The following is a 16,147-nucleotide window of genomic DNA, read 5'->3' on the forward strand; positions in this document are numbered from 1 at the left end:
AGAAAGAAAATCTATTGATGTTGCATGCCTCCCATGGCCGCTTTCAACTGGCTCTCTGAGTCAATGAGGAAATTGGCAGACGTAATAATTTGATCGCCCTCTTTAACCCCTTTGATTATCTCAAGCAAATCCCCTGCCCTAACCCCTAAGGTCACGTCCCGCCATTCAATTTTGCCATTACCATGGTAAATAAACACCACTGCGCGCTCACCTGTGAGTAGAACAGCATTTTTAGGGACCACAAGACGTTCACCCAAAGGTACTTTGAGTTCCAGATTCACATACATGCCCGGTTTTAATTGCTCCTTCTGGTTGTCCACTTCAAAGCGAACCTTGGCTGTACGTGTTTTCATGTCAATCGTAGGGTAGATAAAATCAAGCTTGGCCTTAAATAATTCATTGGGCAAGTAGGTAAGGGTCAAATCAGCCATTTGACCAAGACGAATATAAGGAAGCTCATATTCGTAAATGTCCCCTAAAACCCACAAGCGTGATAAATCAGCAATGGTATAGAGTTCATCTCCTGGCTCAATGCGCATGCCCACCAGCGCCATTTTTTTAAGCACCGTACCTTGGATGGGGGAATGAATCGTCATCGTCCGAGTGATTTTGCCCGTACGTCTTAATTGCTCAATGTCTTTTTCGGAAATCCCCCACAGCAACAACCTTTGGTGGGCTGCTTGAAAAGCAGACTGCGCACCACGAGCCGCACTCGATGTCGTATTTTTGCTTAATATTTTTTGGGCATTAAGGGCGAGCAAATATTCTTGCTGGGTGGCGACCAATTCAGGACTGTAAACGGTGAAAAGAGCTTGGTCTGCTTTGACTTTTTCTCCAGTAAAATTAATGAATAAGTTCTCAATCCACCCATCAAAGCGCACATGAATATGGGCAACACGCCGCTCATCGGCTTCAACACGCCCCACGGTACGGATTATTTTTTCAACCACTTGGCGACGCACCGGCTCTGACGTAATGCCAATGGCTTGTAAACGAGCCGGATCAATCACAATCTCATTTCCTTGAGTGGACTGTTTCATGTCCATCTTGTCATGATTATCCATGGCCTGTTGCGCCTGAGTTACCTGCAACAACGAAAGTAAACTCAAGATAACCACACCCTTGATTATCATCTTAAAATTCATAAGAACGTCCCTGTGCTTTCTTCGATTTGTGCTATCGCTTTTTCATGTTCAGCGAGTTCACCGTGCCATTCCAATTCATTTTCTTGCAGCGTCAATAAATTATTCAGCATCGTTAAGAAATCCACTTTGCCCACGCCGTAGGTGGCTTGCGATGAAGTAAATGTTAAGCTGGCTTGTGGAATGATGGTATGTTGAATCAGATGAATGAGTTTTGCAGAGCGCTCTGCCAACAAATAAGCATTTTTCACTTGAAAAGAAAGCATACGATAGGTGGTCTGCAAATCCTCAATATCCGCATTATACCGCGCAAGTGATTCGCGCACGGCATGATTTTGCTTTTGCATGAAATAAAGAGGCACGGTTGCTTTTAACAAGACTTGATAGCCTTTGGTGTGCATTCCCGTATCATGAAGTCGTCCCCCTTCGATTTCCACATCCGGGAAATACTCCATTTTACTTAAGCGGATGGCTTGCCGTCCTTTTTGAACAGCACGTTGCTGCATGATTAATTGCGGCGCTCGGCTCTTAACGAGCGTATAAAAATACTCTAAATTATGACACATTGGCGTTACAGGGAGCACTGCTGGTGTATGGATTGTAATTTCTAAAGAACGATTTAAAAGGCGATTGATACCCGCCTGCAGGGATCCCCGTTGTTGCTTTAAGATGACTAAACGCATCAGCAGACGAGAAATCTCAGTTTGGGCACGATAAATATCTTGTTGTGGTGTTTTCCCCACACTGTAATTGGCTTCGGAACTCTTTTCCATTTCATGAAGAAGCTCTTGGTTTCTTTGTACGATTTCAATGGATTTATTGACAAAATAAAGGTCGTAATAAAGCCGTTTTAATTCAGCAATAACGGCGAAACTAGTGGCTTGATATTCTGCTTCCGCTCTTTTGGCCTCTAGCGTTGCTATCCTTCCTCGCACAATGAGTTTACCAGGAAAAGGAATTTCTTGTTGGCCACCCAACATTTGCTCTCGCCTTGGATCCACATCCATAGGGATATTCTCAGACATGTTGATGTACCCTGCATTCAACTTGGGATCAGGTAACGCACGCGCTTGTGGAATCACATGGATTGCTGCCAGCAGTCGGTCGCGTGCCGCACGAATTTGAGGATTGTTTTGCGTGGCCTCATTGATTAGCTGCGATAAAGCAGGCGGTATCTTGGCATAAGATACTGGTCCTGTAAAACATGAAAAACCTAAGAGAATAGTCCAAATCATTTTTTTAACACTAAAATGCTTCATTTGGTGCCTTCCTTAGCCGCTTCTGAGCTTCTATCACTAACAAAGGCACCATGCCTAATAGAATCCAAACAACGCACTGAGTGAGTGAGACCGGTTCAATGCCAAATAATTCGCGCAGCGCCGGGATATGATGAATCAAGACCTGCAGGGAAAAACTGATGCTCACAATAAAAAAGAGTCTTAAATTGGAAAACAATCCTACTTGCCAGATGTTCTTCGTGTCGCTTCGTGCTCCAAAGGCCCGTAAAAGTTCGGCGGTTACTAAGACAGAAAACGCCGCATCCTGGGCTTGGACTAAATCCTTATCGATTAAATATTCATAAGCAAACACACCAAGAGTGACTAAAGCCGTTAAACAACCCACAAAGGTTACTCGTTTGAAAAACGCCATATCCATCATGGATTTTTGCGTGGCTCTGGGGGGACGATTCAAAATCCCTGGCTCTGACATATCGGTAGCTAAGCCAATGGCCGGTAAACCATCGGTTACTAAGTTAATCCATAATAATTGGATAGGAAGCAACGGCAATGGCCAACCAATTAAAAGGGCTACAAACACAACCAGTAACTCCCCACTATTGCCTGCTAATAAAAAGCCAAGTGTTTTGGCAATGTTATCGTAAATAGTCCGGCCTTCTTCAATGCCCGCCACAATCGAGGTGAAATTATTGTCCATGACAATGATGTCAGAGGCTTCCTTGGTAACTGCAGTGCCTGTTTTTCCCATCGCAATCCCCACAGATGCTTCTTTTAAAGCAGGTGCATCATTCACCCCATCGCCTGTCATCGCCACCACCATTTGTTGTTTTTTCCAGGCCCGTACGATTTTTAATTTATGCTCCGCAGTCACACGAGCATAAACAGCAATGTCTTTGACGCAATGGTTAAACTCCTCCTCTGACATGTTTTCAAGTTCGTTGCCAGTGAGCAATCGATCCCCTGCCTCCAAAATGCCAAGCTCTTTGGCAATGGCTTTTGCTGTATCAGGATGGTCTCCTGTAATCATCACTGGTTTAATGCCAGCCTTTTTACAGCGACTGATGGATTCCTTGCTACTCGCATGAGGGGGGTCCTGAAGACCAATAAGACCTAAGAAAACCAGGTTATTTTCAATCTCTTCCTCTTCTTTTTCTAAAGCTATAGGCTCTATTTGACGCTCAGCAAAAGCTAACAGTCTTAATGCTTCGCTGGCCATGAGTTCGCAGGATTGTTTCATGCGCGCTTTATCATTAGGTGTTAATTTTTTAATGCCTGTTTTGGTCAAAATATAGGTGCAGCGCTCCAAAATGAGTTCGGGTGCTCCCTTAACAAAAGCGATGTTTTGATGGTCTTGTCGACACACAACCGTCATGCGTTTGCGTTCGGAACTAAAGGGTAACTCTTTGATGCGAGGATAAGAGGATCGCAGTTCCCCTTGCCAAACGCCTCCTTTGGCTGCAGCAACCAAAAGAGCCACTTCAGTTGGGTCTCCCACGGTTGTCGTCTGTCCATTTTGCTCGCTAAATTCTGCGTTATTACAAACTGTCATTGCTCGTAAGGTAGCTTGCAACAACGTGTCATCAGACACATTAATTTCCTGGCCTTGTAGTGAAAATCCCCCTGTCAGGTTATAACCCTCTCCCTGAATGCTATAAACATCACTTGCTGTCACAAGCTTACGCGCCGTCATTTCCCCTACCGTCAACGTTCCTGTTTTATCGGTGCAAATGACTTGTAAACAGCCGAGTGTTTCAACCGCCGATAATCGCCTTACCAGTACGGCACGCCGTACCATACGCTGCACGCCAAGCGCTAAAGCCACTGTGACTACAGCAGGTAATCCTTCAGGAATTGCAGCCACTGCAAGACTGACTGAACTCATGAACAAACTGAAGATAGGGATGTTACGTAAGAGACCTAAGCCAAAAATGGCAATGATAATGAAAAAGCAAAGCCACAATAGACGAGAACCCACTTGATTGAGTTTTTTCTGCAAAGGCGTTTCATCACGAGATGCTTCACCCAGCATTTTGGCAATGTGCCCCATTTCCGTTTGCATACCAGTCGCCACGACAAGCGCGCGACCTGTGCCATCGGCTATAGAGGTGCCCATAAACACCATGTTTTTACGATCGGCTAGAGGCGTTTCTTTAGCACAAATCTCTAGGTTTTTAGCGACTGGTATCGATTCTCCGGTGAGTGGTGCTTCATTGACTTTAAGCGCTGATAATTCAAAAAGGCGAGCATCGGAAGCGATTAAATCACCGCTTTCAAATAGAAGAATATCTCCTGGTACGATATCAGAAGCAGCTATCACCCTCACGCGGCCATCTCGCAACACGGTGGCTTTAGGAGCGGCCATTTGTTGAAGAGCAAGCATGGCGCGATCGGCACGATATTCTAAAACAAATCCAATGATGGCATTTAAAATGACAATGGCCAAAATGGCAATGGCATCGGCTTTTTCATCCAACAAAAAAGACACAACAACAGCACCTAAAAGCACCCAGGTGACCACACTTGCAAATTGTTGCAAAAAAATGAGGAAAGGAGACGTTTTTTTCTGTTGACTCAGCAGGTTGAGTCCCACTTCTTTTAACCGCTGTTGTGCTTCTTTCTCAGATAGTCCTAAAGATAAGTCAGTTTCAAACAACAATGCCATATCTGCAGGTGATTTTTCGTGCCACTGTTCTGCCATAACAGCCATCCTTTGCATTCGCCATCCATTATGATGTGGTGCGCATCATTTTATCCCAATTTTTAGTGCCCAAATAGTTCTTATTTAATAGAGTGAGCGCTCATGTTAACCTTTAGGATTGAGTAAAAGATTTTAGTGTTAGCGACCACCACCGCCACCATGACCAACATGGCCTTGAGCGACATGTTCTTCCAGACTCTTAGTATTCTTACTGCTCGTGCCACTGCTCATGCATGCAGTAAGAATAAAACAACACGCCAAAACCATCCAATGACTTTGTTTCATGATGATTTCTATCCTTGATTTTAAAGGGAAATAATTACAATATAGACTCTTTGGTATGGATAAGTCAAAACAAAGTGTTCTCTGCTTTGACAGACAGTTAGCTAAGAATAACCTTTGAGAAACCCAATTAAAATGTCTTGATGTGTCCTCAAAAAAACCTAAAAAGATTTAGCGTGCAAAAGAAAATTTTGTCCCTTTGTTTTGAATTAATTGAATGATAGTTGAATTGTTTTTAGCTCACTTTTTTCGTATCCTAAACCGATTCAAAATTTGAGCTGGTTTTTTGAAATATTAAACTATTAATTGACACATATCACATCAATTTCGTCATCCCAATCAATTACATCGATGACGCTCCTAATAAACATTTAAGATACCTTTACTTATATTTAATGCCTGTCTTAAAAGGACAATCATGATATCATTCTATATGCTGATCAAAATAAATAGCTTACAGAATAGGACTATAAGAAATTATTTTATAACCAATTGGTTTTCTTGGAGACAAAAATATTGTGAAGAAATTTGCCATCACCCTAATGAGCTTGATATTCATTAACTTATATCATCCCACTGCTTTCTCGGAAAAGCCTAATCAGCGCATGATGAACAATCAAGCAACACATTCTTTGAAATCAAAAAATACCTTGCAATTATCTATTCAAGAGATAATGGATAAAAAGGACAAGAAACTGGTGTTCATCAAATTAATTGACACAAAAAACAATAAACCAATCACCTTAAACGATCTTATTGAAGCACATACACAAAAGATTCATTTGTTGATTATCGATGATAGCCTCCTTGACTATAGTCATGTCCATCCAGTCGAAACAACGATACCAGGCATCTATCAATTTGAATGGCAGCCTACGCTTAAGAGTGCCTCCTATCGAGCATGGGCTGATCTTATACCGACTAATACAAAAACCCAAGAATATGTAGTTGCCGATTTACCTTTCCCAAAGACAAAAAAGAAATTGGAAAATCCTATTCATCGACAACCATTATTTGAAAGTAGTGTTGATGGCTACCATTTTAAATTGTCTTTTGATAAAACACCATTGCACGTCGGTCAAGCAGTCATGGGCAAAATTGACATCACCGATGCAAAGGAAAACCCAGTTCATACCTTAGAGCCCATTATGGGTGCTTATGCCCACATCGTTGGTTTTAATGAGGACTTTAAAACAGTAACTCATGTTCATCCAATGGGCAAGGAGCCTACAAATAATACGGAACGAGGAGGACCTGAATTGCTATTTCATATAAAACCTAACAAAGTAGGATTTATTAAAATGTTCGCCCAAGTGCAAATCGATGGGAAAACACTGTTTGTTCCGTTTGGAGTTACAGTAAATTCATAAAAATCTTGCTGGAAAATCCCCAGAATAATGATATCCACCAATTGAAGAGTTAAGGCGATTAAAGGTGGCATTGCAGCACTTACTGCATCCGTGTAAACAGCATCGACCGAATAACCTCTGCCCTTCTTTTCACCACATTGGAGCCTAAGGAGAATCATCATGACTAATTCACATGGAACTATGATTATCTTAGGCGGTGCAATAATAATCAGCACAAGAAAATAATTACTTTTTCTCCAGTCTTTGGTATCTTTAATCACATTGTCTTTGCAAGCAGAAGACGTTGAACTGATTTAATCAGTGGTTTAATTTTTCTCATGGCCTTTTGCGGTAAGAGAGCAAATCCCTCGCTCAGGATTAGGCTCAACCTCTCGCCCAAGAATGGCACTTAATTCCTCAGCTCCTCCAACGTATTGACTATCAAGCCATATTTGAGGAACAGTTATCGGTGTTTTTGCACCAACAATGGGCTTAACCCGTGCCAGCATCTCATACAAATCCCTTGGATTTTTTACCACATCGTGAAATTCATAAGAAAGTTTGGCTTCTTCGAAATACTGTTTGGCATGCTGGCAGTGGATGCAATGGGGTTTACCAAAAATATGATTCCCCGTTAATGTGGTTTGTTTTGCATGGGCCTCAATCACCGCTTGAGTTAACACCCCACGATTCAGAGCATGGCCTTGGCTAATCACTTTACCCTCAACCAGTACAATAGGGGCATGCCACGCCCCTTTCAATAACGGCTTCCACCACTCATTAAGCCAGGCATGAATGTCCAATTCGACAGGAATGTCTTTTAAATCCGTTGCAATCGCATCCAAGATAATATCCTTGGTGAGCGAACATTCACCACAAGGGACTTTGATTTTGAAAGCCCCATATTGTCCTTCCCAACGATACAGTGTGATTTTGACTGACATATTAGAATGGCCTTTTCTTGTTCCCAATTAATGCTCAAAAATACCCATTAACACGATCACCATCATATCAATATAGAGGAACCTCCTTTTAATTCAATCTACTTTCTACCTATTGAATAATTTTTTTCACCTCTTTGCGATGCAGCAGATTACGAAAATAGCACCAGTCTTCCCTAACCCTCATATTTCTTTAATTGTTCTTGTTTTCTTAAATGGATTTCCTGTCTGTTAATGGATATATTTTTAGGAGCCTCAATACCCAACTTAAAGTTGCCAGGCTCAAGAGTCTTAAAGGGAGTAATAACTACCTTCTGATTGCCTTCCAGGGTAATAATTAAATCGGATTCAAAGGCTACGGTTCTTATTTCCATGTTAGTTTACTCGTTTTAGTTCAAAATAAATGCTGCAAAAAAGCATTAATTGATGGGTTTTCCCTATGCGGGCATTTTAATCTTAAAGCCAATGCCTGTTCAAACACAGTCCTCAAGAAAAATAGCTCCACTTACTACAGCGACCATCGCAACTCCATGGGTAGGGACAGACAAAAATGGAGGTTCTTTTTTTATTGCATAAAACCCATTAATGCTTGGCTTAACACCATCAAATGAATCCTGCACCTCATCGGATTGATACACATCCATTTGTTCCAGGCTGATGCCAATTAAATTATCCAAGGTCATGTTCAGCTCCCATAATAAATAGCTTGGGATTATTTAAAACCTCCTGAATGAAAAGATCTTGTTTTTGTAAAGATGCCTTCCATTGTTCCCTGGAATATATTTTGGGATTAATTTCTCGCCCTAAACTAGCTTGAGCAGCATAAAGAGCCTCAACTGCTTCTGTAAAGTCAACCTCACCAATAATAAGCACATCAATATCACTTCCAAGGTTTTCAGTTCCTTTGGCCACCGAACAAAAAAAAAGCCACTTCAATTTTTTCAGCTAATGGAGTTAAAAAATCAAACAACACATCCACCAAACCAGACGTTTTCTTTAAAATGCTTGTAAGCTCCATATAAATAGGAAAATTTCGATTTGCTTGGTAATAAACTTGATTACCACTCTGCTCGCGCAGAAGTACTTTGGATTTAGCAAGTTTGGATAGTTCTCGATGAAGTGTACCCGCTGTGGTATTCGTTAACCGCGCAATCTCTCGGACATGATAACGCTCATCAGGATGAAGCAATAAAAGTGCCAGCACACGCCGCCGATATTCAGAAAACAATATTGAAGTATCAAACATGATTTTTATTTTGAAGCCAACTAAGCTTCAATCATAGCCTAAAAAGCTACACCATTCAATCAGATAAATAGGAAAACCAGAAAAATAAATATCAGTTATAAATCGACGCCCCACTGAAGAGCATCAACACTACAACCAATGACCTCAACGCTCTTGTGCCAAGACTTAAGGGCTCCGTCTTGGAGAAAGCATAAATGGTATTTCCCAATTACGTAATCGTATTATTGGATACGAAAGGGGATCTTGAATAGTTCTTTTCAATAATCAATAAACCCCTGCTCTTTATTACCACGGCTTCATATTAAAAGGAGATGGGTTAAAAATTTCTTGTTCCCCATCTTCAGATTTAGTATGTATCTCATTAGCTTCTTGTGTGGAGGATTGATCTTTATTAGACGGCCTGGGTTCCCTCGAAAGTGGATTTGGAGCAAAGCTTTGCTCTTTTGTTACCTCATCTCTTTCTTGTGCTTTCGGACTGGGTACGGGTACTAAATTATTTGCTAGCTGTTGGATAAATGCATCGTATAAAGCTAATGTGGGCATGGTAATGCGAAGAGAATGTATGTTTCCCTCCTCATCCTGAAGGATTTGTATGCAATCATCAGAAAGATGATTTTCTTCTTTAAATTCACTGAATTCGTTTATAATCGCTTCCATGAATTTTTTTAATTCATGTCGTTGCTTTGGAGTTAATTCATTAGGATCACATTGTAATTCAAGCTTAAGAGTCATTGATTCACGATCACTATCAACCAACAATTTCCCATCAGCAATTAATTTTTCAATTATTTCTGGGTCAAAACCAGACTCTAAATCAAGTTCTTCTGAACCAAACACTCCTACCAATTCATCTTCAGACCCAACTACTTTGCCTGATTTAGTTAGGAATTTATCTTCACCAGGACTCGCTTTTTCCTCAGATGTCTTCTTATCAGAGGTGGCACTATCACCTCCGCTACCACCTGCGCCATGTCCGGAACAAAGGCGCTTAGGTGCGATTTCTTTAAAACAAGTCGGACAGCGTACTTTTGCACCTTCCTCAGCAGCCTCTTTTTTTTCTGCTTCCTTTCTAAATTGTTGTAAAGCTAATGCTATAGAAGAGGTTTTGGGTTCATCTGCCGTTATGGATTCAAGGACAGGCTGATGCTTTTCTTTGTCTTTTTTCATGAGAATACTCCAGTGCAAGTTCATAATGGTTTCATCCGAATAAAGATTTACTTATCTGTTATTATACCGAGTTAAAAAAACCCAATTGTATATAAATTGTACATTTATTGGGTTACTCGTTTTTTTGACTTAAAACATCGAGTACATAGTCCCAAATTTTACCTGCTACATTAATTCCTTTCCCATCAGACGGATTGAGATGTAATTCAATGTAAGGGAAGCTATTATTTTCAATAATTCCAAATTGTTGCTTATGCCATGGAAGAGAAATGTCCTGACAAATAAAATCAAGACCCGTAAGCGGTATATTGAGGATTTTATGTGCTTTTTCCAATAATAGTTTGTTCTCAGGATGTATCAGATCGGTAACATCACTGATTTTTGCACCACTACTCATAGTAACTTTTTTTGCAATAAAGATTTGTTGTCCCTTGTTTATTACCGTATTAAGAGCAACTCCCTGGGCTGACAAAATGTTTATCAAGTTGCTATTTGGAGTAATTTTATATGGATATTTACCATGACCTTCTTTCCACGTAACTTTATTTTTTTTATCAATTAACTCTTGAAGTATAGTGACACCATCGCCAACAATGCTCTCAGGTTGTCGCCTCACACAAGCGATTAATGAATCATTAATAATTAATGACCGATAAACATCCCCAGGTATGTGTTTTTCAACCAGCACGCGAAAATCAACTTGCTTTACTATGTTTATCGCTTCTTTTAATTCATTTGGAGTTTGAATAGTACATGAAGTGTGAATACTTAGAGATTCAGATAATGGCTTAACCACAAGAGGAAATCCCAATGAAATGCCATAGTTGTAGGCTTTTTTGCTGGAAATAAAAACCCTCCCTAAGGGGCAGGGAATTTGGCTATCTAATAATTTTTTCTTGAAGATCCATTTATTATCATATTTAGTATCCTCATCAAAGCGTGTATTTTTTTGAGAAATAAGAGAGATTGGAGTCTGTATGAAATAATATTTTTTCTTATTGTAGACCAACTTAAAATACAGAGTATGCAAGTTAGATTCCTTAAAATTATACAGCTCTAGCCCTCTTTTTTGTGCTTCATCCCAAAATGCAAGGACACTGTTATTGAATTGTTTCCTATCAATGGTCTGAGTCTTGGTATATAGTTTTAGTTTTTGAAAAATATTAATGACCAACTGATTTAATAGGTTATTGAATCGTAAAAAATCATGCTCTGATAGGAGAAAGAGTTTAGATAAAAGATAGATAAATGGATTGAATATAAAATAATGGAATAAATTAAAAAATTTTCTTCGAAAATGAGAACGTTTTTCGGGATAGCAATGCTCACAATGTTTATTGTCCATATATGCTGTGGGAACAGGTTTTAATGATTTGCAAATGTCACGTGAAGACTTGATTTCTTTATGTTCATCAAAATTTTTAACATAAGCGCTCATAATTTATCTCCACAGATTCGCCCATTAGCTATCATTATATCGAGTTAAAACAGATCAATTGTATATAAAATGTACGGATGCGCCGTGTGTTTGCTTACCTACTGATATCTATGTAACACTGAACTTAAAAATCAATTCAGACTAAATTTGTTTAGAGAGTTTTCTTATTTAAAGAGGCTTAGACAGAACGAATGAAAGATAAATCAATATTGCTTGTAGAAGATAACGTTAAGTTAGCCAATTACCTCAAAGAAAGCTTACAAGAAGCAGGTTATGATGTTTCTATTGAAAAACGTGGTGATAGAGCGGTCTATCGCATCATTCGTGAGCAACCTTGCCTAGTCATATTAGATATAATGCTTCCTGGCATGAATGGAGATCAAATATGCCATACCATTAGAGATGAGTATTTGGGGAAAATACTCATGCTAACAGCAATTAATGATATTGAAAATGAAGTATCCTCTTTAAATTTAGGAGCAGATGACTACTTAACTAAACCTGTTGCAGATGAGGTTTTGAAAGCAAGAATAGAGGCATTGTTACGTCGACCCAATTTAGTTAATAATCAAAATCAATTTCAATTTGGCAATTTTTCTATCAATTTTAGTACTAAGAGTGTTCATCTCTTTGATGAAGAAATTTCAATAAGCACCAGTGACTTTGAAATGCTTGCTTTGTTGGTTAAGAACCATGATAGGTTGCTGAGTCGAGATAGCATTATGTATGCTCTTTCTGGGCATGAATATGATGGGGTTGATAGAGGTATCGATTTAAAAATATCACGTTTAAGAAAAGCATTGAATGATAATAATAAAAAGCCCTATCGTATAAAAACAATCCATAAAAAAGGATATATATTTGTATCAGCGGCTTGGGAATAAATACAGATCACAGCCACCGATCTTATGTAAGACTTATGAAAAATAGTAAAAAATTCTTTTGCCTCGATCTTGAGATTTTTCGTCCAGTTATGAAAGCTTCACCAAATATATCGCAAATCTATAATCATTTGCCCTCGACAAAAGTATCATTTTAGAACGTTTGTACAATATATATACATTTGAGCCGAGTGTTTTTGATAAAATCAACCTATTATTTTAAGTAATAGTCGAGATGAGTCATGAAAGACGCTGCAATAGAAATCTTAATATATAAACCAGATCCAGATCATCCACTGCCTGAAAATCAGAGAGGTGTGGTGATAAATCCTCACTTAAAACAACGGTTCAAGCAATTTGTTCCAATTGGCGTCTATTTAGAAGGCTCTGATTTGAAGTATTATTTTTTCGATCAGTGTGATAAATCCCCAAAAATCTATAGTAGTTTGGATGAACTCAAACGAGACTTACCGAAAGAACTAGACAATATATTTGAGAAGAACCCAAAATTATTTATTATGGGCCATGCTGGTGGTGGCGAATATGGTATGGGTAATTGCCATGGCCCAAGTGAGCAGTTATATGATGATAATTTTGATAATTTATTACATGGTTTTAAACGAGCATTGCCCGCACATCATGGTGAAGTTTTTGTGACTTTAGAAGGTTGTAATACAGACAATCAACTTAATGCTGCAGCAAACTCACAGGAAAAAACATTTTTAGAAAGAGTATCAGTGAAACATCCAGAAATCACGTTTGGTGGAACTGGACCATGGAATGCGCAAGATGTACAGACCGGCTTCCGATCCCTTTCGCCGGCATCCCCTATCACATCGATGGCAGGAAATATTTGGAAGGCTGGAAACAGTGTTATTTTTCATCATGGTGAATATCAAGTTGCCGTTCGAAAATCTTTATTTGCCTCAACACAAACAGCTAAAGAACTAAAAGTTAACACCATAGAATATGCCCGTGCAATTCTAGGTAAAGACGGAGCCGATGAACTGATAGCAAAAATCGCTTTAAATCGAGATATTCTAAACATTCAAGATTTAAAGAAAATTGAGGGTTTTCCAGAATTGCGATTTGAAGGAGAAGATGTTGCAAAGTTTGTTGAACAGGAAAATCAAATATTAGGTAAAGAACAAGAAAATTATTTAACACATGTCCGTGATATCTTAGGTCGGGCGGACCCTATAGAACAACTGACAGATAGAGATGTACTAGAACTTCTCTTAGGTTTAAAAGAACCTTCTGTATTTAAAGGTCATGAAGACTTGCTAGAGTCAATTCTAGCTAATAAAGCTTTGTTAAACCTGGCAATGGTAAGTTGTGGAAAAGTCCTTATTGGTAACCCAAGTAATGATAGCGTCATTGCTTTATTATTAAAACATGGCGCTGATATTAATAGTGCTGATAAAAAAGGCATGACGGCTTTGCACTATGCGGTACAGAATTTTTATAATTATAGAAAAGAGCTGTTACATCTCATTAAAAAGTTATTAGAGTGTGGTGCTAGTCTTGAAGTGCGAAATGAAAAAGGACAGACTCCTATCGAGACAGCGCAAGAACATAGCAAAGATGGAAGAGTAACTGCTAGTGATAAGCTTCTCGCATCTTTGAAATCTAGCAATTCGCCACCAACTCCCATAGAACTAAAACAATCTGTTAGACAAATATTTCAGATGAGTCAACACAAGGCTGATGAACTACTTTCATTACCTATTGCGAAACGTGAATATAGCAAATGCAGTGAGGGCACTCTTTATATTCCTGAAGATGCAGTGGAAAAATTGCATGGAATCTTGCAATCTGCAACGGGGAGTAATGAACTATTATCGGCGTTTGAATCAGAGCTTAGTGTGGTTATCAGCGCTCTTGAAAAAGGCATTGGAACTGGAGAAGCGATTGATGGTGAGGAAGATGAATTTATCCCTAAACGTTTTGAAAATGCAAAACTCCAGTTAACAGCGGTTATCGACGCACTGGTTGGGATGAAACAAGAGATGGATACTTCAAAAGATACTACAGTTGAGGACCAACTTCCAAAACTAAAATCTTAATCGTTAAGAATATATTGGAAGTACTATGGTGAATCGAGCACCTTTTAATATCGGTGATTGTGTAGCCATGACCTTTCCTCCGTGGAGATTAACAACTTTTTTAACAATAGCTAATCCTAACCCAATATGTTTATCTCCAATTCCTGCGTCTTCAGCAATTGTATATTCAGAAAAAATGTCATCCGCACCCTCCTCCGGCAAGCCTGGGCCATCATCGTCTACGTGAAGTAAAATATGACTATTATCCAGCGAAATGGTTAAAGAAATAGTGTGCTCTGCAAATTTCATGGCATTTGTAATCAAATTGGTAACAGCGTGTTTTAAAATATTTTCATCTATGTATGCTTTCAAAGAATTTAACTCATTAGAATAAAATGTAATTTCAAATGTTGAGGAAGAATAAGACTCTAATAACTTTCTTAACCATACTATTATATCGGTCTCAGACTGTTTTAATTTCAATTCGTTTGAATGCATTTTTGAGTAAATCAAAAAAGTGCTGACGATGCGATTTATGTCTGCAATATCTTCTTGTATGCTGTTTATCTGTTTATTGAGCAATGCATCTTCAGCGTTTTTCCTTTTGATACTATCCGTCGCCATTTGTATGGTTGACAAAGGGGTCCTAATTTCATGCGCGACAAACCGGCACAATTGTTTATGTGATTCAATCAGTTCTTTTAATTGCTCACCCATTTGGATGATATTTCTATACAGCCCATACAAAACAGAGGTAGTACCTATTTTCCGATGAAAATCAAAGTTCCCTTGACTGAAATTTTTAGTTATCTGATACACCTTTTTCATATTTCTAACAAAAAGCAATGAAAATAAGGCAATAAGACAAAGGGATATAAAAAAGAAAGTTCCTATAAAATAATACATAACATCACTGATTCTTGCCATAACTGGCAGATAGCTTAGTGGGCCAATTTTGAGTATTCCACCACTAAAACGATAATAGAGAATAACAATTTGTGACGAGTTTTTATTTGTTTCAAATACTAGACGCTTTGTTGATAAAGAATTAATTATATTACCTGGTAAGTATTTACTTTTAGTTTTATAAACATGAAGAGGGAAACCATATATTTTTTCTAAATGTAATAGTTCATTACTCCAGGTATTTTTTGATTTTGATAATAAATGTTGAACGACTTGTTTTAAAACAGGATTCATATAATTAAAAATAATTTCGCCAGGATCTGAAAAATTGTAAGCTAATGCATATGGGGTATTACCAATTTTTTTATACGCAGTATGTTCTACAATGACCTCGTTTAGAAATTGATAGGTTGTACCTGATAAAAAAATGATTTCATCATTATTTAATTGATTATTCTGCACCAGGGTGAGTTTTAGACTGTCGATTGCTATAAGATGAATAACATTATCTGTTTTCTTCTTTATTATCGCATCCCAGTTTGATTTCGGGTTATTAATTAACTCTTTTTCTAAACTAATTAAAAGCCCTTGCGAGGTCGTTTTTCCAGCATTAACAACTATCTTTGTCTCAACTGACTTTAAATATTTAAAAAATGCCAAAACAAGAATTAAAAAAATCACAAAGAACGCAGTCAAAATTTTAATATAAATATTAAATTTCATTACTAGGCACTCTAAATAAAAATAATAGATGCCTTTTCACAAGAAAGTACTCTGGATTATCTTTGATAATTTCAATATCTAATTCTGGCAT

The 16,147-nt window shown here is 38.4% G+C and carries 15 protein-coding genes; 3 read left to right on the forward strand and 12 right to left on the reverse strand.

All coding sequences use genetic code 11. The annotated features are described in order from the left end of the window. Window positions 1-11: 11 nt before the first annotated feature. The 4 genes from IZU94_RS01535 to IZU94_RS01550 form a co-directional block, all read right to left on the reverse strand. Entirely contained in the window at window positions 12-1,145 is a 1,134-nt protein-coding gene (locus IZU94_RS01535; RefSeq protein ID WP_021460528.1) for an efflux RND transporter periplasmic adaptor subunit, read from the reverse strand. Further along, entirely contained in the window at window positions 1,142-2,401 is a 1,260-nt protein-coding gene (locus IZU94_RS01540; protein ID WP_021460529.1) for a TolC family protein, read from the reverse strand. Before IZU94_RS01540 ends, IZU94_RS01535 begins: the two co-directional genes overlap by 4 nt. Then, a complete protein-coding gene (locus IZU94_RS01545) occupies window positions 2,388-5,078 on the reverse strand; it encodes a cation-translocating P-type ATPase (RefSeq protein WP_031301740.1) in 2,691 nt (896 codons plus the stop codon). The genes IZU94_RS01540 and IZU94_RS01545 overlap by 14 nt, the downstream gene beginning before the upstream one ends. Window positions 5,079-5,216: 138 nt before the next feature. Next, window positions 5,217-5,363, reverse strand: coding sequence for a hypothetical protein (locus IZU94_RS01550; protein ID WP_021460531.1), 147 nt, complete (start codon window positions 5,361-5,363; stop codon window positions 5,217-5,219). Between the two features lie 515 nt (window positions 5,364-5,878). On the opposite strand from IZU94_RS01550, the gene IZU94_RS01555 reads away from it, so the two are divergent. Beyond that, a complete protein-coding gene (locus IZU94_RS01555; RefSeq protein ID WP_021582650.1) occupies window positions 5,879-6,730 on the forward strand; it encodes a DUF8832 domain-containing protein in 852 nt (283 codons plus the stop codon). Between the two features lie 305 nt (window positions 6,731-7,035). Here the strand turns inward: IZU94_RS01555 and IZU94_RS01560 are convergent, their stop codons facing one another. The 7 genes from IZU94_RS01560 to IZU94_RS01585 form a co-directional block, all read right to left on the reverse strand. Continuing rightward, a complete protein-coding gene (locus tag IZU94_RS01560) occupies window positions 7,036-7,653 on the reverse strand; it encodes a glutaredoxin family protein (protein ID WP_021460532.1) in 618 nt (205 codons plus the stop codon). Between the two features lie 173 nt (window positions 7,654-7,826). Then, window positions 7,827-8,024 carry a carbon storage regulator gene (locus IZU94_RS01565; RefSeq protein ID WP_021460533.1) on the reverse strand — a complete coding sequence of 66 codons (198 nt, stop codon included), beginning with the start codon at window positions 8,022-8,024 and terminating at the stop codon, window positions 7,827-7,829. A gap of 99 nt (window positions 8,025-8,123) precedes the next feature. Further along, a complete protein-coding gene (locus IZU94_RS01570; RefSeq protein ID WP_029345383.1) occupies window positions 8,124-8,333 on the reverse strand; it encodes a hypothetical protein in 210 nt (69 codons plus the stop codon). Next, window positions 8,320-8,562 carry a nucleotidyltransferase domain-containing protein gene (locus tag IZU94_RS18080; RefSeq protein ID WP_021460535.1) on the reverse strand — a complete coding sequence of 81 codons (243 nt, stop codon included), beginning with the start codon at window positions 8,560-8,562 and terminating at the stop codon, window positions 8,320-8,322. The genes IZU94_RS01570 and IZU94_RS18080 overlap by 14 nt, the downstream gene beginning before the upstream one ends. Further along, window positions 8,546-8,896 (reverse strand): winged helix-turn-helix domain-containing protein, encoded by a 351-nt coding sequence (locus tag IZU94_RS18085; RefSeq protein ID WP_021460536.1) that lies wholly within the window; start codon window positions 8,894-8,896, stop codon window positions 8,546-8,548. Before IZU94_RS18085 ends, IZU94_RS18080 begins: the two co-directional genes overlap by 17 nt. Window positions 8,897-9,181: 285 nt before the next feature. Continuing rightward, a complete protein-coding gene (locus tag IZU94_RS01580) occupies window positions 9,182-10,063 on the reverse strand; it encodes a hypothetical protein (protein ID WP_021582649.1) in 882 nt (293 codons plus the stop codon). Window positions 10,064-10,175: 112 nt separating this feature from the next. Next, window positions 10,176-11,501, reverse strand: coding sequence for a hypothetical protein (locus IZU94_RS01585; protein ID WP_021582648.1), 1,326 nt, complete (start codon window positions 11,499-11,501; stop codon window positions 10,176-10,178). Window positions 11,502-11,692: 191 nt separating this feature from the next. On the opposite strand from IZU94_RS01585, the gene IZU94_RS01590 reads away from it, so the two are divergent. Continuing rightward, window positions 11,693-12,385, forward strand: coding sequence for a response regulator (locus tag IZU94_RS01590; protein ID WP_203107472.1), 693 nt, complete (start codon window positions 11,693-11,695; stop codon window positions 12,383-12,385). Between the two features lie 239 nt (window positions 12,386-12,624). Further along, entirely contained in the window at window positions 12,625-14,448 is a 1,824-nt protein-coding gene (locus IZU94_RS01595) for an ankyrin repeat domain-containing protein (protein WP_203107474.1), read from the forward strand. Window positions 14,449-14,451: 3 nt separating this feature from the next. Here the strand turns inward: IZU94_RS01595 and IZU94_RS01600 are convergent, their stop codons facing one another. Next, complete coding sequence (locus IZU94_RS01600; protein WP_021582647.1) at window positions 14,452-16,056, reverse strand: sensor histidine kinase; 1,605 nt, start codon at window positions 16,054-16,056, stop codon at window positions 14,452-14,454. Window positions 16,057-16,147 lie beyond the last annotated feature (91 nt).

Source organism: Legionella bononiensis (assembly GCF_016786215.1).
Taxonomy (GTDB): Bacteria; Pseudomonadota; Gammaproteobacteria; order Legionellales; family Legionellaceae; genus Legionella; species Legionella bononiensis.

Bases quoted from the DNA above. Each gene is read 5' to 3' on its own strand.
- IZU94_RS01565 (WP_021460533.1), bottom strand. From the start codon at position 8,024: ATGGAAATAAGAACCGTAGCCTTTGAATCCGATTTAATTATTACCCTG.
- IZU94_RS18085 (WP_021460536.1), bottom strand. From the start codon at position 8,896: ATGTTTGATACTTCAATATTGTTTTCTGAATATCGGCGGCGTGTGCTG.
- IZU94_RS01595 (WP_203107474.1), top strand. From the start codon at position 12,625: ATGAAAGACGCTGCAATAGAAATCTTAATATATAAACCAGATCCAGAT.
- IZU94_RS01550 (WP_021460531.1), bottom strand. From the start codon at position 5,363: ATGAAACAAAGTCATTGGATGGTTTTGGCGTGTTGTTTTATTCTTACT.
- IZU94_RS01535 (WP_021460528.1), bottom strand. From the start codon at position 1,145: ATGAATTTTAAGATGATAATCAAGGGTGTGGTTATCTTGAGTTTACTT.
- IZU94_RS01570 (WP_029345383.1), bottom strand. From the start codon at position 8,333: ATGACCTTGGATAATTTAATTGGCATCAGCCTGGAACAAATGGATGTG.
- IZU94_RS01545 (WP_031301740.1), bottom strand. From the start codon at position 5,078: ATGGCAGAACAGTGGCACGAAAAATCACCTGCAGATATGGCATTGTTG.
- IZU94_RS01585 (WP_021582648.1), bottom strand. From the start codon at position 11,501: ATGAGCGCTTATGTTAAAAATTTTGATGAACATAAAGAAATCAAGTCT.
- IZU94_RS01600 (WP_021582647.1), bottom strand. From the start codon at position 16,056: ATGAAATTTAATATTTATATTAAAATTTTGACTGCGTTCTTTGTGATT.
- IZU94_RS01590 (WP_203107472.1), top strand. From the start codon at position 11,693: ATGAAAGATAAATCAATATTGCTTGTAGAAGATAACGTTAAGTTAGCC.
- IZU94_RS01540 (WP_021460529.1), bottom strand. From the start codon at position 2,401: ATGAAGCATTTTAGTGTTAAAAAAATGATTTGGACTATTCTCTTAGGT.
- IZU94_RS01560 (WP_021460532.1), bottom strand. From the start codon at position 7,653: ATGTCAGTCAAAATCACACTGTATCGTTGGGAAGGACAATATGGGGCT.
- IZU94_RS01580 (WP_021582649.1), bottom strand. From the start codon at position 10,063: ATGAAAAAAGACAAAGAAAAGCATCAGCCTGTCCTTGAATCCATAACG.